General features: G+C 67.2%; 13 protein-coding genes. 5 read left to right on the forward strand and 8 right to left on the reverse strand.

Annotated elements, in window-relative coordinates; translation table 11 throughout:
• The first annotated feature begins 91 nt into the window (after positions 1–91).
• Together rng and AM586_RS10950 are read left to right on the forward strand one after the other, a co-directional pair.
• Entirely contained in the window at positions 92–1,576 is a 1,485-nt protein-coding gene (gene rng / locus AM586_RS10945) for a ribonuclease G (RefSeq protein ID WP_047821913.1), read from the forward strand.
• Between the two features lie 329 nt (positions 1,577–1,905).
• Positions 1,906–3,009, forward strand: coding sequence for a glycosyltransferase family 9 protein (locus AM586_RS10950; RefSeq protein ID WP_047821911.1), 1,104 nt, complete (start codon positions 1,906–1,908; stop codon positions 3,007–3,009).
• Positions 3,010–3,019: 10 nt separating this feature from the next.
• Here AM586_RS10950 and AM586_RS10955 read toward each other — a convergent pair whose 3' ends face one another.
• The 7 genes from AM586_RS10955 to AM586_RS10985 form a co-directional block, all read right to left on the reverse strand.
• On the reverse strand, positions 3,020–3,790 hold the full coding sequence (locus AM586_RS10955; protein WP_047822118.1) for a substrate-binding domain-containing protein: 771 nt from the start codon (positions 3,788–3,790) through the stop codon (positions 3,020–3,022).
• 66 nt (positions 3,791–3,856) lie between these two features.
• Positions 3,857–4,534, reverse strand: coding sequence for an energy-coupling factor ABC transporter ATP-binding protein (locus tag AM586_RS10960; protein ID WP_047822115.1), 678 nt, complete (start codon positions 4,532–4,534; stop codon positions 3,857–3,859).
• A 65-nt stretch (positions 4,535–4,599) separates the two neighbouring features.
• Positions 4,600–5,301, reverse strand: a complete 702-nt coding sequence (locus AM586_RS10965; RefSeq protein WP_047821909.1) for an ABC transporter permease — start codon at positions 5,299–5,301, stop codon at positions 4,600–4,602.
• A gap of 62 nt (positions 5,302–5,363) precedes the next feature.
• Entirely contained in the window at positions 5,364–6,233 is an 870-nt protein-coding gene (locus AM586_RS10970; RefSeq protein ID WP_047821907.1) for a formate dehydrogenase accessory sulfurtransferase FdhD, read from the reverse strand.
• Positions 6,226–9,042 (reverse strand): formate dehydrogenase subunit alpha, encoded by a 2,817-nt coding sequence (gene fdhF / locus AM586_RS10975; RefSeq protein ID WP_047821905.1) that lies wholly within the window; start codon positions 9,040–9,042, stop codon positions 6,226–6,228. The genes AM586_RS10970 and fdhF overlap by 8 nt, the downstream gene beginning before the upstream one ends.
• Positions 9,039–10,748, reverse strand: a complete 1,710-nt coding sequence (locus tag AM586_RS10980; protein ID WP_047821903.1) for an NADH-ubiquinone oxidoreductase-F iron-sulfur binding region domain-containing protein — start codon at positions 10,746–10,748, stop codon at positions 9,039–9,041. The genes fdhF and AM586_RS10980 overlap by 4 nt, the downstream gene beginning before the upstream one ends.
• Before the next feature lie 120 nt (positions 10,749–10,868).
• Positions 10,869–12,560 carry an OFA family MFS transporter gene (locus AM586_RS10985; RefSeq protein ID WP_047821901.1) on the reverse strand — a complete coding sequence of 564 codons (1,692 nt, stop codon included), beginning with the start codon at positions 12,558–12,560 and terminating at the stop codon, positions 10,869–10,871.
• A 130-nt stretch (positions 12,561–12,690) separates the two neighbouring features.
• Here AM586_RS10985 and AM586_RS10990 point away from each other — a divergent pair, with 130 nt between their 5' ends.
• Positions 12,691–13,776 carry a substrate-binding domain-containing protein gene (locus tag AM586_RS10990; protein ID WP_047821898.1) on the forward strand — a complete coding sequence of 362 codons (1,086 nt, stop codon included), beginning with the start codon at positions 12,691–12,693 and terminating at the stop codon, positions 13,774–13,776.
• Positions 13,773–15,275, forward strand: coding sequence for a class I adenylate-forming enzyme family protein (locus tag AM586_RS10995; protein WP_047821895.1), 1,503 nt, complete (start codon positions 13,773–13,775; stop codon positions 15,273–15,275). The genes AM586_RS10990 and AM586_RS10995 overlap by 4 nt, the downstream gene beginning before the upstream one ends.
• Here AM586_RS10995 and AM586_RS11000 read toward each other — a convergent pair.
• Positions 15,272–15,508, reverse strand: coding sequence for a hypothetical protein (locus tag AM586_RS11000; protein WP_047821893.1), 237 nt, complete (start codon positions 15,506–15,508; stop codon positions 15,272–15,274). The genes AM586_RS10995 and AM586_RS11000 overlap by 4 nt on opposite strands.
• 192 nt (positions 15,509–15,700) lie before the next feature.
• On the opposite strand from AM586_RS11000, the gene AM586_RS11005 reads away from it, so the two are divergent.
• Complete coding sequence (locus tag AM586_RS11005; protein WP_047821891.1) at positions 15,701–17,950, forward strand: family 1 glycosylhydrolase; 2,250 nt, start codon at positions 15,701–15,703, stop codon at positions 17,948–17,950.
• Positions 17,951–18,087 lie beyond the last annotated feature (137 nt).

Here is an 18,087-nt window from a genome sequence, read left to right on the forward strand (position 1 = left end):
GGCTCTCCGTTATGCGTGGGCATGGGTGCCCACCCTGCGGTCCCGGCGTGTATCATGTCATCCTGAACAATAAACGCACGGCCGCCCCCTCATGACTGAAGATATCCTGATCAATATCACCCCGCAGGAAACGCGCGTCGCGCTGGTGGTACAGGGAGCCGTGCAGGAGCTGCACATCGAGCGGACGCTCACCCGCGGCCTGGCCGGCAATGTCTATCTCGGCAAGGTCGTGCGGGTGCTGCCGGGCATGCAGTCCGCCTTCATCGACATCGGCCTGGAGCGCGCAGCCTTCCTGCACGTGGCCGACATCTGGGAAGCCCGGCCCCACGACGGCAACAACGGTAATAGCGGCGGCGGCAATGCCGCCCCGACCCCGATCGAGAAAATCCTGTTCGACGGCCAGGTGCTGACCGTGCAGGTGATCAAGGATCCGATCGGCACCAAGGGCGCGCGCCTGTCGACCCAGATCTCGATCGCCGGCCGCATGCTGGTCTACCTGCCGCAGGACAAGCACATCGGCATCTCGCAGAAGATCGAGAAGGAGTCCGAGCGCGAGGCGCTGCGCGCGCGCATGCAGGGCCTGCTGCCGCCGGAAGAAAAAGGCGGCTACATCGTCCGCACCCAGGCCGAAGACGCCTCGGATGCCGACCTGGCGGCCGACATCGACTACCTGCGCAAGACCTGGGGCGCGATCACCACCGGCGCGCGCACCCGCCCCGCCACCAGCCTGCTGTACCAGGACCTGAACCTGGCCCAGCGCGTGCTGCGCGATTTCGTCCACGACGAGACCGCGGCGATCCTGGTCGACTCGCGCGAGAACTACCTGAAGCTGGTCGAGTTCGCCCAGGTCTACACCCCCAGCGTGCTCTCGCGCCTGCAGCACTACACCGGCGAGCGCCCGCTGTTCGACCTGTACGGCGTCGAGGAAGAGATCCTGCGCGCGCTGGGCCGCCGCGTCGACCTGAAGTCGGGCGGCTACCTGATCGTCGACCAGACCGAGGCGATGACGACGATCGACGTCAACACCGGCGGCTTCGTCGGCGGGCGCAATTTTGCCGACACCATCTTCAAGACCAACCTGGAAGCGGCGCACGCGATCGCGCGTCAACTACGCCTGCGCAACCTGGGCGGCATCATCATCCTCGACTTCATCGACATGGAGAACAACGAGCACCGCAACGCCGTGCTGGCGGAGCTCAAGAAGACCCTGTCGCGCGACCGCACCAAGGTCTCGGTGAGCGGCTTCTCGGCGCTCGGCCTGGTCGAGATGACGAGGAAGCGCACGCGCGAGTCGCTGGCCCACATCCTGTGCGAGCCCTGCCCCGCCTGCAGCGGCAAGGGACAGGTGAAAACCTCGCGCACCATCTGCTACGAGATCCTGCGCGAACTGCTGCGCGAAGCCAAGCAGTTCAACCCGCGCGAATTCCGCATCCTGGCCTCGCAGGAAGTGGTCGACCTGTTCCTCGAGGAGGAATCGCAGCACCTGGCGATGCTGGGTGATTTCATCGGCAAGAAAATCTCGCTGCAGGTCGAAAAAGGCTATCACCAGGAACAGTACGACGTGATCCTGATGTGATCGCAGTGTGATGTTTACACGCCAGGTTTGCCAGTTGCGCGACATGCGTTTGTCATCCTGCTCAGTTCCTGTTGCGCCTACAGGACAATACCGTTAAATATCTGGTTGAGGGCAACGCTCTTTCCCAGTTTGGACTACAATTTGTGACAATTTGCTGATATTTCGAGAGTTGGTGGTAGCGCGGTTCCAAGCGATATGCTTGCAGGAGCGACCAGCCGACCGACCGGCGCTGCCGAATCATCATTCATCAAGATGATCGGCAGGCTTTCTGATTGAACACTGGCGGCGTCGGCGACAGCCAAGAGCTGACTGGCGACCCGTAAGAGACAATGAACGACCCACTCATTCCTTCCGATTTGCTGAAGAAGTCGGACAAGATCCTGTTCATCGCCCACCTGGCGCTGGGCGATTACACGTATCTGCAGAACTGCTTCCAGGCGTTCGCGCGGGCCTACCCGCACCTGAAGCTGCACCTGTGGGTCGACGAGGTCCGCCGCACCAGCGATGCGTCGCAGTGGCCGCACCTCAAGAAGAACGTGCTGTACGACTGGCTCGACGCCTGCGACTTCATCGACAAGGTCTACAAGCAGAACTACTCGCCCGAGCTGTTCGAAGCCTCGATCGGGGAAGCGCGCGAAGAGCACTACCCGATCGTGGTCTCGCTGGGCACCCTGCGTCCGCACTTCTACGCCAACCTGGCGCGCCGCATCAGCCCGGACGGCTTCGTGGTCGGCCTGAAGAAGCCGATGCGCCTGTCCGGCCTGCCGCATTACTTCACCTACCGCAAGCTGGACGCCGCCCTGGACCCGGACGTGGCCGACCGCAGCGCTGCACCGCACATCAGCGACGTGCACGCGGAATGGTTCCGCCTGCTGGCGAACGTCGACATCCCGCCGCGCGAACGGATTCCCTTCGTCCATATCCCGGAACGCTACGTCGATGGCGCCAAGGCCCGCCTGCACGAATGGGGCTTCGACAAGCGCTGCGGCAAGCTGGTCTTCATCAATCCCTTCGCCAAGACCCGCAAGCGCTGCTGGCCGGTCGAGCGCGTGGCCGAACTGATCACCACCATGCGCGCCCAGCCGGAATGGCGTGACGCCTGCTTCATCGTCAACGCGGTGCCGCAGGAAGTCGAGCGCGTCAAGACGTTGCTGGCCGAACGCCAGCTGGACCGCACCGAGCTGTTCAGCGCCAACGAGAACTTCTTCCAGCTGCCGGCCATGCTGGCCCAGTGCGACCTGATCGTCTCGGTGGAAACCGCCGTGATGCACCTGGCGAACGCCGTCGGCGTGCCGGTGGTCGCGCTGATGCGCCAGAAGACGCCGGAATGGGCGCCGGTGGACAAGGCCAACAGCACCGTCATCACCGCCCATCAGCGGCGCGATTGGGTCAAGGCGATTCCGGTGCAGGATGTGATGCACGCGCTCGCGTGAGCGCTTTTGCTTACTTGGCAGCCGACGGGAAGAACAGCTGTTCGCCCGCCGGTTTGAAGGCCGCGATCTTCGCCTGCCCCTCCGGCGACGTGATCCACTGGATCAGCTGGGTCGCGCCCTTGTAGTTGATGCCCTTGTGCTTCTCCGGGTTCACCGCGATGATGCCGTAGGGGTTGAACATGCGCTTGTCGCCTTCGACCACGATCGCCAGGCCGGTCTTGGCTTTATAGGCGCCGTAGGTGGCGCGGTCGGTCAGGGTGTAGGCGTTCATCTCGGCCGCCATGTTCAGCACCTCGCCCATGCCCAGGCCGGCCGAGACGTAGCTGGCGCCCTGCGGCCTGGTCCCGACTTCCTTCCAGTAGGCCTTCTCCATCACGTCGGTGCCTGAATTGTCGCCGCGCGAGATGAACTTCACCTTGGCCGAGGCGATCTTCCTGAATGCACCGAGCACGTCGTGCATGCCCTTCACGCCGGCCGGATCCGAGCTCGGGCCGACCACGATGAAGTCGTTGTACATCACGTCGCGGCGGTCGATGCCCCAACCCTCGGCCACGAACTTGTCTTCCAGCTGGCGCGCGTGCACCAGGGTCACGTCGACGTCGCCGTTCTTGCCCAGTTCCAGGGCCTTGCCGGTGCCGACCGAGATCACGTTGACCTTGATGCCGTATTTCTGTTCGAAGCTCGGCAGCAGGTAGGTCAGGAGGCCGGAGTTCTCGGTGCTGGTGGTGGTGGACAGGCGCAGCACCTTGGCATCCTGCGCGTGCGCCGGCGCAGTGGACATCGCGAGGGTAGCGCCCCAGACCAGGGCGAGGCTGAACAGACGACGTTGCATATCTACTCCTTCTTGTTAACGGACTTCGAGACGCCCGTCGCGCAGCTTGAGGCGCTGCACGCCGGGCAGGTTGATCAGGTCGCGGTCATGGCAGGCGATGATGATCGTGCCGCCCGCTTCGACCACGGTGGGGATCAATTCGATCACCTGCTCGCGCGCCGGGCCGTCCAGGTTGGCGGTCGGCTCGTCGAGCAGCAGCAGCTTCGGATTCAGGACCTTGGCGCGCGCCAGCGCCACGCGCTGCTTTTCGCCGCCCGACAGCAGTGCCGGGTTGGTCCCGGTCAGGTGGCTGACGCCGGCCCAGACCATCGCTTCCTCGACCATGCGCGCCACCTCCTCCTTCGGCACGCCGCGCACCTTCAGGCCATAGCCGATGTTGTCGGCGACGCTGGTCGAGAACAGGATCGGATGCTGGTGCACGTAGACGATGGCCTCGCGCAGCGCGCGCGGGTAAGGGTGCACGCGCAGCACCTCCTCGGTCTCGAAGCGCATATCGTCGATCTCGGCGCGCTCCAGGCCGCCCAGCACGCGCAGCAGCGTGCTCTTGCCGGCGCCGTTCATCCCCGTCAGCACATAGGCGCTGTGGGTGGCGATGTCCAGCACGTCGATATCGAACAGCAGGTGCGCGCCATGGCGCTTGCGCAGGCCGCGCACGCCCAGCAGGGCCTTGCGGCGCTCGTCGCGTGGCTGCATGCCCTCGTTCTCGTAGACCGCCGCGCTGATGCTGGTATGGATCGTGAAGCTCATCCGCGCTCCCCTCAGCCTCTTTCGCGTGCCGCATGGGCGTCGCCCTGCAGCAGCATCAGCGCGCCGTTCATCAGCAGCGCCAGCGTGACCAGCACGATGCCCAGCGCGATGCCCTGCGCGAACTCGCCCTTGCTGGTCTCCAGGGCGATGGCGGTGGTGATGGTGCGCGTTTCGCCTTCGATGTTCCCGCCCACCATCAGGGCGCAGCCGACTTCCGAGATCACGCGGCCGAAGCCCGACAGCACCGCCGCCATCACGCCGAAGCGCGCCTCGTGCAGCACGCGCAGCATGGTCTGCCAGCGCGAGGCGCCCAGCGCCACCGCGGTTTCGGCGTAACGCGGATCGATGCCCTGCACCGCCGCCAGCGTGAAGGCCAGCAGCACCGGCAGCGCGACCACGAACTGGCCGGCGACGATGCCGGGCTGCGAGAACAGCCATTGCAGCCCGCCCATCGGTCCATGGCGCGACAGCAGCAGGTAGAGCAGCAGGCCGATCAGCACGGTCGGCAGCGACAGCGCCGCCTGCGCCAGCCAGATCGCGATGCGGCGCCCGCGGAAGCGGTGCATGGCGATCAGGTAGCCCAGCAGCACGGCCAGGGGCGTGGCCAGCAGCAGCCCGACCACGCTGGTCTTCAAGGACACCCAGATGATGCGCCACAGGTCGGGATCGCCCGAGAACAGCAGGGCGAAGGCGCGCAGGGTGGCGTCAAGCATGGCCTACCGTCATCCCCGCGAAGGCGGGGGCGACGCAGGGGATCGCGGGAACGACGTCGTGCTTAGGCATAATGCCGCTGGCGCTCCGCCTCCAGCGCGTCAAGGAACTCGGGCTCGAACACCAGCCGCTCCTCCCCCGCCAGCAGCAGGAAATGCCGCCCGGTACAGCGCGCCAGCAGCGACATGCCGACCTTCTCCGCCACCATATGCCCCATCTGGGTGGTGCCGGAGCGCGACAGCAGGAAGGGGATGCCCATCTGGGCGCCCTTGATCACCATTTCGGAGGTCAGGCGCCCGGTGGTGTAGAACACCTTGTCCTCGCCGCGCACCCCGTCCAGCCACATCAGGCCGGCGATCGCGTCGACCGCGTTGTGGCGGCCGACGTCCTCGACGAAGTACAGCAGCTCGCCCGTGTTCGAGAACAGCGCGCAGCCGTGCACCGAACCGGCCTGCTTGTACACCGACTGCTGGGTGCGGATCGTCTCGACGATGCGGTAGACCACGGACTGGGTCAGGCGCGCATCTTCCGGCAGGTGGATCTGGTCGACCTCGTCCATCAGGCCGCCGAACACCGAACCCTGGCCGCAGCCGGTGGTGACGACCTTCTTCGCGGTGCGCTCCTCGAGGCCGGCGATGCCCTTGCGGGTCACCACCGCCACCGCGTCCACCGACCAGTCGACCTGGATCGAGACCACGTCATGGAGGTCGCGCACCAGGCGCTGGTTGCGCAGGTAGCCCAGGGTCAGCATTTCGGGCGCGCCGCCCAGGGTCATCAGGGTCACCAGCTCGCGCTTGTCGACGTAGACCGTGAGCGGCCGCTCGGCCGGGATGTGCAGCATCGAACGGCGCCCACGCTCGTCGACCGCCGTCACTTCATGGGTCAGGCTGGCGCTTGCGTGAGACAGTCGAGGTCGGTAACGTTGCTCATTCATTATGTGATTGTGCCACGGCTGCCAGAATCTGGCCGCCACCGTAGGAACCCTGGCGCGCCATTTCCCCGCCCAGCGCCACCCGGATCGCGCAATACTTGAACTCGGGGATCTTGCCGAAGGGGTCGAGCGCCGAGTTGGTCAGCCGGTTGATCGCCGCCTCGTAGTAGCAGAAGGGGACGAAGATGGCGCCGCGCGGCGAACTGTCGTCGGCGCGCGCATACAGCGCCACCTCGCCGCGGCGCGAGGTGATCGTGATGACGTCGCCCGGCCGGCCGCCCATCGCTTCGAGGTCGAGCGGATGCACGAGGGCCACCGGATCGGGCTCGATCGCATCCAGCACGCCGGCGCGCCGGGTCATGCTGCCGGTATGCCAGTGCTCGAGCTGGCGGCCGGTGATCAGCACCATCGGATACTCGGCATCGGGACGTTCGTTGGCCGGGATGATGTCGGCCGGGACGAAGCGCGCCCTGCCCTGCTCGTCTCCGGTCCCGCGCGGGAAGCTGTCGTGGAACACCACCGGCTGTCCGGGGTCGCCCTCGACCATGCACGGATAGGTCACGGCGCCGTCGCGCTCGAGGCGCTCCCAGGTGATGCCGGCGATGCTGGGCATCAGCCTGCGCATCTCGTCGAACACCTCGGACACATGACCATAGTTCCACGGCAGGCCGAGCCGCTGGCCCATCTGCTGGATGATCCACAGGTCCTGCTTGGCATCGCCCGGCGGGAGGATGGCCTGGCGGCCCAGCTGGACCAGGCGGTCGGTATTCGTGAAGCTGCCGGCCTTCTCGGCGAAGGCGGAGGCCGGCAGGATCACGTCGGCCAGGTAAGCGGTCTCGGTCAGGAAGATGTCCTGCACCACCAGGCAATCGAGTGCGGCCAGCGCTTCGCGCGCATGGTTGGCGTCGGGGTCGGACATGGCCGGGTTCTCGCCCATGATGTACATGCCCTTGATGCCGCCGGCCAGGATGTCGTCCATGATCTCGACGACCGTCAGGCCGGGCTTGTCGTCCAGCGGCATGCCCCAGGCCTGCTCGAAGCGGGCGCGCGCGGCGGCGTTGTCGACGCGCTGGTAATCCGGGTACATCATCGGGATCAGGCCGGCGTCGGAGGCGCCCTGCACGTTGTTCTGGCCGCGCAGCGGATGCAGGCCGGTGCCGGGGCGGCCGATCTGGCCCGTCATCAGGGCCAGCGCGATCAGGCAGCGCGCATTGTCGGTGCCGTGCACGTGCTGGGATACGCCCATGCCCCACAGGATCATCGAGCCTTTCGAGCTCGCGTACAGGCGGGCCACATAGCGGATGGTCTCCGCATCGATGCCGCAGATCGGGGCCATGGCTTCGGGGCTGTAGCCTTCGACGTTCTTCGCCAGTTCGTCGTAGCCGATGGTGCGGCTCTCGATGAAGCTCTTGTCGACCAGGCCTTCGTTGACGATCACGTGCATCATCGCGTTCAGCAGGGCGACGTCGGTGTCCGGCTTGAACTGCAGGTGGCGGTGCGCATGGCGCGCCAGCTCCGAGCGGCGCGGGTCCATCAGGATCAGCTTGGTGCCGGTGCGCACCGCGTTCTTCATCCAGGTCGCAGCCACCGGGTGGTTCACGGTCGGGTTCGCGCCGATCACGATCACGACCTCGGCGCGGGTCACGTCCATCACCGGGTTCGAGACCGCGCCGGAGCCGATGCCTTCCAGGAGCGCGGCCACCGACGAGGCATGGCACAGGCGGGTGCAGTGGTCGACGTTGTTGCTGCCGAAGCCGGTGCGCACCAGCTTCTGGAACAGGTAAGCCTCTTCGTTGCTGCCCTTGGCCGAGCCGAAGCCCGCCAGCGCGCGCTTGCCATGGCTGTCGCGGATGCGCGCCAGCGAGCCGCCGGCAAGATCCAGCGCCTCTTCCCAGCTCGCTTCGCGGAATACGTCCATCACGGTGCTCGGGTCCATCGTGAAGTCGCCGGTCTTCGGCACGCCGGCGCGGCGGATCAGCGGCTTCGTCAGGCGGTGCGGGTGGTGCGCGTAGTCGAAGCCGTAGCGGCCTTTCACGCACAGGCGGCCGTGGTTGGCCGGGCCGTCGCGGCCCTCCACGTAAAGGATCTTGTTGTCCTTGACGTTGTAGGTCAGCTGGCAGCCGACGCCGCAGTAGGGACAGACCGAGTCGACCTTCTTGTCGGGGACGCTCAGCGCGGCGTCGCGCGCCGGCATCAGGGCGCCGGTCGGGCAGGCCTGCACGCATTCGCCGCAGGCCACGCAGGTCGAAGCGCCCATCGGGTCGTCCTGGTCGAACACGATCTTCGCATCCTGGCCGCGGAAGGCCAGGCCGATCACGTCGTTGACCTGTTCGTCGCGGCAGGCGCGCACGCAGCGCGTGCACTGGATGCAGGCGTCGAGGTTGACGGTGATGGCGGCGTGCGTGGCGTCCTGCTGCGGCTCCCTGCGCGTGGCCGGGAAGCGCGGCTTGCCGACACCGAGCTTCAAGGCCCACTCGTCGACCTCGTTGTGGCGCGTGTAGTCCTTCTCGGGCATGTCCGACGCCAGGAGCTCCAGCACCATCTTCTGCGCCTTCACGGCGCGCTCGCTGTCGGTCGTGACCTTCATGCCCTGGCTCGGATGACGGCAGCAGGACGGCGCCAGCACGCGTTCGCCGTCGATCTCGACCATGCAGGAGCGGCAGTTGCCGACCGCTTCCATGCCTTCGGCGTAGCACAGGCGCGGGATCTCGATGCCCTCGCGGTCCGCGACCTCGATCAGGGTTTCGTGGCGCAGGGCCTGTACTTCCCTGCCGTTGATGGTAAAGGTGACGGTTTGTAGACTCGCGTTCATTGGGCGGCCTCTTTCAGCTCATGCGGGAAGTACTTGATGACGCAGTCGAAGGGATTCGGCGCGGCCTGGCCCAGGCCGCAGATCGAGGCGTCGCGCATCACCTGGGACAGGTCGGCCAGCAGCTCGGTATCCCAGGCCGGCTGTTCCATGATGGCGACGGCCTTGGCGGTGCCGGCGCGGCAGGGCGTGCACTGGCCGCAGGACTCGTCCTTGAAGAAGCGCAGCGTGTTCAGGGCCGCGGCCTTGGCGCTGTCCTGGTTCGACAGCACCACCACCGCGGCCGAACCGATGAAGCAGCCGTAGGCTTGCAGGGTGTCGAAGTCGAGCGGGATGTCGCCCATCGAGGCCGGCAGGATGCCGCCCGAGGCGCCGCCCGGCAGGTAGGCGTAGAACTGGTGGCCGTCCTGCATGCCGCCGCAGTATTCTTCGATCAGCTCGGTGATCGTGATGCCGGCCGGGGCCAGCTTGACGCCCGGCTCGCGCACCCGGCCCGAGACCGAGAACGAGCGCAGCCCGCGCCGAGCGTGGCGGCCGTAGCCGGCGAAGCGCTCCGGCCCCTGCTCGACGATGTCGCGCACCCAGTGCAGGGTCTCGAAGTTGTGTTCGAGGGTCGGGCGGCCGAACAGGCCGACCTGGGCCACGTAGGGCGGGCGCAGGCGCGGCATGCCGCGCTTGCCTTCGATCGACTCGATCATGGCCGACTCTTCGCCGCAGATATAGGCGCCGGCGCCGCGACGCAGGATCAGCTCGGGCATGTTGTCCACCGGCGGGTTTGCGCGGAGCAGCGCCAGTTCGGCTTCCAGCATGGCGCGCAGGCCGTGGTATTCGTCGCGCAGGTAGATGTAGATGGTGTCGATGCCGACCGCCCAGGCGGCGACCAGCGCGCCTTCCAGGAAGCGGTGCGGATCGCGCTCGAGGTAGACGCGGTCCTTGAAGGTGCCGGGCTCGCCCTCGTCGATGTTAATCGCCATCAGGCGCGGACCCGGTTCGGCGCGCACGATGCGCCATTTGCGTCCGGCCGGGAAGCCGGCGCCGCCCAGGCCGCGCAGGCCCGAGGCTTCCAGCGCCGCGATCACGCTGTCGACCTCGCGCCGTCCTTCGACGCAATCGCGCAGCAGCGCGTAACCGCCGCCGGCGCGGTAGGCGGCCAGGTCCGCATGGCCCTGGTGCACATGGGTCCTCTCCCCTGCCCTTACTTTAGCCAGTACGGCATCGAGCGTCGCCTGCGGCACCGGATGCTGGCCGACCAGCGCCGCCGGCGCCTGCTCGCAGCGGCCGACGCAAGGCGCGGCCAGAACGCGCACCTCGGCGCCGAGGATGCCCGGCAGCCTGTCCAGCAGCGATGAAGCGCCCGCCATCTCGCAGGACAGGCCGGCGCAGACGCGCACGGTCAGGCTTGCCGGCGCCGCCTCGCCGTCGCGCAGGACGTCGAAGTGGTGGTAGAAGGTGGCGACCTCGTAGACTTCGGACTGGGCCAGCTTCAGCTCCTGGGCCAGCGCGGCCAGGTGAACGGCGGACAGGGCCCCGAAGGCGTCCTGGATCTTGTGCAGGTATTCGATCAGGAGGTCGCGCCGGCGCGGGCTGTCGCCCAGCAGGTCCTGCACCTCACGCAGGGCCTGCGGATCGGCGCGGCGGCCCTTCGGGGCCTCGCGCTTGCGCTGGCGGCTGGCGCCCTGCACGGCAATGGGGATGACGGGATGGTTCATGATGGAATTCCTGTGTTGCGTATATCGTTGGATCGTTCAGCTGGTTCGAGGTTCGTCGAACGCGTGGGCTTTCGGGCCGTAGGGTGGGCGGCCCCCGCCCACGCGTTCAAGCGATGCCGGTCATTTGAACAGCACGATCGCCTTCTGCAGCGTGATCCACACGCCGATCAGCAGCGGGATGCCGACCGCGGCCCAGGCCAGCAGCGTCACCAGCGTGCCGTTGGACGCCACCGGAGCGGCCGCCATCGCGGCGCCGCCGGACACGCCGGCCACCATCGAGTCGCTGGCCGCGCCGGCACGGCTGCCGGCCGAGGCTGCGATGTCGCGCTCATGGGCGCGGCGCTTTTCCTCCGCCAGTTCGGCGTCGCTCATGAAGTACTTGTCGGCCAGCGGACGCACCAGCAGGTTGCAGATGAAGCCCAGCACCAGCAGGCCGGCCAGCACGTACATCACGGTATCGTAGGCCTGCGCCTTGGCGACGCCGTGGGCGATCTGATACTCGCGGATGTAGTTGATCAGCGAGGTCCCCATCACGCCGGCGGCGGCCCAGGCGGTCAGCAGGCGGCCGTGGATCGCGCCCACCATCTGGGTGCCGAACAGGTCGGCCAGGTAGGCCGGCACGGTCGAGAAGCCGCCGCCGTACATCGACAGGATGATGCAGAAGGACAGCACGAACAGCGGCAGGTGGCCGCCGTGCGCCAGCGACGGGATCGCCGAGTACAGCACGAAGCCCAGCACCAGGAACACGAAGTAGGTCATCTTGCGGCCGATGTAGTCGGAGCAGGTGGCCCAGGCGAAGCGGCCGCCGATGTTAAACAGCGACAGCAGGCCGGTGAAGCTGGCGGCGATGGTGGCGATCTGCGCCTTCTGCGCGGCGCTCAGCTCATTGAACGCGAGGTCGACGCCGATCACCTTGCCGCCGAAGACTTCCTGCAGCAGCGGCGAGGCCATCGCCAGGATGCCGATGCCGGCCGAGACGTTCAGGAACAGCACCAGCCAGACCAGCCAGAACTGCGGGATGCCCCACACGCGGTTGACGTGCACGTGGCGGTTGGTGATCATCGCCTTGCCGCTCTTGGCTGCCGGCGCGGTCCAGCCTTCCGGCTTCCAGCCGTTGGCCGGGACGCGGTAGGCCAGCGCGCCGGCCATCATGAACACGAAATAGATGATGGCCAGGGCCAGGAAGGTTTCCCACACGCCGACCGAGGTGGCGGTGGCGAAGTGCTTCATCAGCTTGTCGGCCAGCGGCGCGCCGATCATGGCGCCGCCGCCGAAGCCCATGATGGCCATGCCGGTCGCCATGCCGCGGCGGTCGGGGAACCATTTGATGAGGGTGGAGACCGGCGAGATATAGCCCAGTCCAAGGCCGATGCCGCCGATGACGCCCGAGCCGAGCCACATCAGCCAGATCTGGTGCGTGTAGATGCCCAGGCTTGATATCACCAGGCCGCCGCACCAGCACAGGGCCGACACCACGCCGGCCTTGCGCGGGCCTGCATGTTCGAGCCAGCCGCCGAACAGCGCGGTCGACAGGCCCAGGAACACGAAGAACAGGGTGAACATCCAGCCCAGCATCGAGATCTTCCAGTCGCAGGTGGTGGACGTGATCTCGGCGAAGAAGCTCATGTCGGCAGGACAGGCCACCGATTCCTTGATGCCGATCGCCTTCGACAGCGGCAGCCAGAACACGGAGAAGCCATAGGCCATGCCGATACACAGGTGAATTGCCAATGCCGCCGGCGGAACCAGCCAGCGGTTGAAGCCGGGTCTGGCGATGGTGTGCTCCTTGTCGAGCATATCGAGTAATGCCATGTCTCCTCCGTATTTTTTGTTTGAACTAATATGTTTTAAAAAGCATATACTTCTGGAATACGTTTACTGCAACGCGGAGGGTATCATGGGCCTTCCCTGTCATAAATAGGCTTTATAAAGCATATACACGATGCTCAAGGTCCATATTCGTCCGCACTGGGAAATCAGCTTCAACAATGAGGCGCCGCTCGACACCGCTACCCTGCTGGCGCTGCTGCTGGCGATCCAGGATCACGGCTCGATCGCCGCGGCGGCCAAGGCGGCCGGGCTGTCCTACCGCTATGCATGGGGCGTGCTGCGCGAAGCCGAGGAGCTGTTCGGCGAGCCCCTGCTCGAGACCGGGCGCGGGCGCGGCACCCGCCTGACCCTGCTCGCGCAAAAGCTGGTCTGGGCCGACCGCCGCATTGCCGCGCGCCTGTCGCCGACGCTGGACAGCCTGGCCTCCGAGCTCGAGTCTGAACTGGGCAAGGTGCGCCTGCGCAGCGTCGGCCTGCGCACGATCCGCATGGACGCCAGCCACGGCTTCGCGGTCGCCGCCCTCACCGGCTACCTCGACAAGCTTGAACTGCCGGTCGAGCTGCGCTACCGCACCAGCCTGGACGCCGTGGCCGCGCTGGCGCGGCGCGAGTGCGACCTGGCCGGCTTTCACGTGCCGGAAGGCGAATTCGAAGAAGCGACGGCGCTGCGCTACCTGCGCTGGCTCGACCCGGAGCGGCACTGCCTGGTCCACATCTGCGCACGCCAGCAGGGCCTGCTGGTCGCGCCCGGCAATCCGCTCGGCATCGAGGGCCTGGCCGACCTGGCGCGCCCGAATGTGCGCTTCGTGAACCGCCAGGCCGGCTCCGGCACCCGCATGCTGCTCGAGATGATGCTCGAGCGGGACGGTATCGACTTCGATGCAATCAATGGCTGGAACAGCGCCGAATTCACCCACTCGGCGGTGGCCGCCTACATCGCCAGCGGCATGGCCGATGTCGGCATCGGCATGCGCACCGCGGCCGAGCAGTTCAAGCTCGGCTTCATCCCGCTGCTGCGCGAACGCTATTTTTTCGCCCTGCACACCGACGCCCTCGAAGACAGCCTGATGGCCCAGCTGCTGGCGGTACTGCGCCAGCCCGGCTATCATCGGCTGGTGAACGCCCTGCCCGGCTACGATGCCAGCCGCACCGGCGCCATCGAATCGATCCACGAAACCTTCCCGAAAAAACCCGCATGATCGACGTGCCTTCCCTGCTGGACGCGCTGCCGGCGCGCATCGACGCCATCGTGCGCGGGCATGCGCACGCCACGCCCGAGGCGCCGGCCTTGCGCGAAGACGGGCGCACGCTCAGCTACCGCGCGCTGCAGGACGAGATCGAGGCCTGCGCCGCCTGGCTGCGCGGCCTCGGGGTGCAGGCCGGCGAGCGCGTGATGCTGGTCAGCGAGAACTGCGCGGCGCAGGTGGGCGCACTGTTCGCCGTCGCCAGCCTGGACGCCTGGTTCGTCAACGTCAACGCGCGCCTGACCGCGCCGGAGCTGGACGCCATCCGCGCGCATTGCGGCGCGCGCGTCGTGCTGTACACGGCGCTGGCTTCGCCCGATGCGGCGGCCCACGCGGCGCGTGCAGGCGCGGGCACGCAGGCGCATGGCGGGCTGCTGGCCAGCCTGCACGGCGACGGCGCCGGGACGGCAGCGGATGCGCCGGAACCGGCGGCCGCCCAGCAGATCGCCGCCCTGGTCTATACCACCGGCACCACCGGCCGTCCCAAGGGCGTGATGCTCAGCCACCGCAACCTGCTGTTCGTGGCCGCCGTCTCGAGCCGCCTGCGCGGCCTCGCGCCTGCCGACCTGGCCTACGGCGTGCTGCCGGTCTCGCACGTCTACGGCCTGACATCCGTGCTGCTGGGGACACTCTACGCCGGCGCCTGCCTGCTGCTGTCGCCGCGCTTCACGCCGCAGGCCATGCTGGACGCGATCCGCAGCGGGGGCCTCACCATCGTGCAGGGCGTGCCGGCGATGTATGCGCGCCTGCTGGAGCTGTGCAGCGCCGGGAAGGTCGCGGCGCCGCTGGACTCGAGGCTGCGCTTCGCCTACGCCGGCGGTTCGCCGCTCGACCCCTTGCTCAAGCGCGAGCTGGAAAGCCTGCTCGGCGTCCCGCTGCACAACGGTTACGGCTTGACCGAGGCCGCGCCCACGGTCAGCCAGACCCGCCTGGATGCGCCGCGCGCGGACACCTCGGTCGGCCATGCGATCCCGGGCGTCGAAGTACGGGTCGAGGGAGCGGACGGGCAGCTGTTCGTGCGCGGCCCGAATGTGATGCAGGGTTATTACCGCGATCCGGACGGGACCGCGGCCGTGCTGAGTGCGGATGGCTGGCTCGACACCGGCGACCTGGCGCGCCAGGATCCGGACGGCGCCCTGTTCATTGCCGGGCGCAGCAAGGAGCTGATCATCCGCTCCGGCTTCAAGGTCTATCCGCTGGAAGTCGAGACGGTGCTGAACGCGCACCCGGCGGTGACGCAGTCGGCGGTGGTCGGCCGCAGCCTGCCGGACGGCAACGAAGAAGTGGTGGCCTTCGTCCAGCCGGCGGCCGGCGGCGCGCTCGCGCTTGACGAGCTCGCGGACTGGGCCGCGGCCCGCCTGGCCCCGTACAAGCGCCCGGCACGGATCGTCTTCATGGACAGCCTGCCGGCGGCGGCCAGCGGCAAGGTGCTCAAGCACCGGCTGAAAAGCTAGCGCCTGCGCTTCTTCCAGTTGTAGTCGGGGCCCGTCACATCGACCCCGGGGTGCCCGACCACGTCCGGATGTTCCGAACACATGGTGATGAAGCACAGCGCCTCGCCCGCGCGCTGGCGCGCGCGCAGCTCTTCCATGAACTTCATCGCCGCCACCATGTCAGTGGTGTCGAAAGGCTGGGCATGCGGCACGCCGGCCGCGTCCTCGATGGTGGTCCAATACACCATGTACATCCATCCCTCCTCGTTCCTCGTCTATTTCCCGGCATTTTCGCATGACCCCCGTAAATTTCCGCGAATGTCTTGGACAACGCTGACTCTACGTAGGACTTGTCCTAAATACGGCTTATATGTTCGGTGACTCACACAAGAAGCTGTGTCTGCCGACTAGGCTACCACCTTGGATCAAAAACGCAGGAAGCACTCATGAATCTGAATAGTCATATCCAGCCAGCAAGCTCGCCGCTCCAGCTCTGGGGCGGCCTCGAATGCACCGTCAACCGCGTACGCGACAACTACTTCTCCCAGATGGACCGCAACGGCCATGCAGAACGCCTGCAGGACCTGGAACGTTTTGCCTCGCTAGGCATCCGCGCGATCCGCTATCCGGTGCTGTGGGAGCGCACGGCTCCCGACGGCATCGACAGCGCCGACTGGTCGTGGCCGGATGAACGCCTGCCCGTGCTGCAGCAGCTGGGCGTCACGCCCATCGTCGGCCTGGTCCACCACGGCAGCGGCCCGCGCCATACCAGCCTGGTGTCCGAAGACTTCCCGGAAAAGCTGGCGGCGTATGCCGGCGCGGTCGCCCGGCGCTACCCCTGGGTCGAGTACTACACCCCGGTCAACGAGATCTGCACCACCGCCCGCTTCTCCGGCCTGAACGGCGTCTGGTACCCGCACGGCAACAGCGAAGCGCTGTTCGTGCGCGCCCTGATCGTCCAGTGCCGCGCGACCGTGCTGGCGATGCGCGAGATCCGCAAGGTCAACCCCGCTGCCAAGCTGGTGCAGACCGACGACCTGTCGCGCACCTACGGCACGCCGGAAATGGCCGAGATCACGAATTTCTTCAACGAGCGCCGCTGGCTCGGCTGGGATATGTTGTGCGGCAAGATCGACGAGCAGCACCCGCTGTGGGATTACCTGCTCGAGTCGGAAGCGAGCGCCGAAGAGCTGCTCTGGTTCAAGGAGAACCCGTGCCCGCCCGACATCATGGGCGTCAACTATTACATCACCAGCGAGCGCTGGCTCGACCATCGCCTGGATCGCTATCCGGAAAGCCATCGCACCCAGTACCGAGGGATCCCGCACGCCGACATGGAGTGCCCGCGCGTGCTGGCCACGCCGACCCCGGGCATCGGCCCGCTGCTGCAGGAAACCTGGGACCGCTACGGCCTGCCGATCGCGGTCACCGAAGCCCATATCGACGCCAACCGCGAAGACCAGCTGCGCTGGCTGGTCGAGATCTGGAACGCCGCCCGCAAGGTGCAGGAGAGCGGCGCCGACATCCGCGCCGTCACGGTCTGGGCCCTGCTCGGCTCCTTCGACTGGAACTGCCTGGTGACCGAATGCCGTGGCTATTACGAGCCGGGCCCCTACGACGTGCGCGGTCCGCAGCCGCGCCCGACCGCGGTGGCGCACCTGATGCGCGAACTGGCGACCGGCCGGCCGCTGTCGCATCCGGTGCTGCAGGGCCAGGGCTGGTGGCGCCGTCCGGGCCGCTTCTGGACCAAGCCGGTCGCGACCCGCACCGCGGTGGCCGACATCAACGACCGCGGCGCCTTCCGCTCGACCTTCCCGCAGCCGATCCTGATTACCGGCGCCACCGGCACCCTGGGCCGCGCCTTCGCCCGCATCTGCGAGCGGCGCAACCTGAGCTGCCACGTGCTGAGCCGCCAGGAGATGGACATCGCCGACCCGGCGTCGGTGGAAGCGGCGATCCTGCGTTATAAACCGTGGGCGATCATCAACGCCAGCGGCTACGTGCGGGTCGACGACGCCGAGCAGGAGCTCGAGCGCTGCATGCGCGAGAACGCCCACGGCCCGACCGTGCTGGCGCTGGCGGCGATCCGCCACGCGGTGCGCTTCCTGACCTTCTCCAGCGACCTGGTGTTCGACGGCGGCCTGGGCCGCGCCTACGTCGAGTCCGACCGGGTATCGCCGCTGAACGCCTACGGCCGCAGCAAGGCCGAGGCCGAGCGCCGCGTGCTGGATTCCGATCCGCAGGCCCTGGTGGTGCGCACCAGCGCCTTCTTCGGCCCCTGGGACCAGCACAACTTCGTGAGCCAGGCGCTGGCGGCGCTGAGCGAAGGCCGGCCGTTCGCAGCGGCCGGCGACATGACGGTGTCGCCGACCTATGTGCCGGACCTGGTGAATGCCTGCCTCGACCTGCTGATCGACAAGGAGTCCGGCATCTGGCACCTGAGCAACGGCGAGGCCATGAGCTGGGCCGAGCTGGCCCGGCGCGCCGCGCTTGCTGCCGGCATCGACCCGGCCGGCATCGAGGAACGTCCGGCCGCCGAACTCGGCATGGCGGCGCCGCGCCCGCTCCACAGCGCCCTGACCAGCGAACGCGGACTGATCCTGCCGTCCTTCGGCGATGCCCTGGCGCGCTACCTGCGCGAACGTGAAGTGGGCGAGCAGCGCAGCGGCGGCGGGGAGGCGCACTACGCCAGCTGATCCGGCAGCTTTGTTTCAGCGAAATCGCAACAGCCGCGCCCTGAAAAGCGCGGCTGTTGTCTTTCTACCCTTAATCAATAGCATTTTATTTACCGTCTACACTTCTTTAGTTACACTGCGTTACACGATGTTACTCT

It is taken from the genome of Massilia sp. WG5 (genome assembly GCF_001412595.2).
Taxonomy (GTDB): Bacteria; Pseudomonadota; Gammaproteobacteria; order Burkholderiales; family Burkholderiaceae_D; genus Telluria.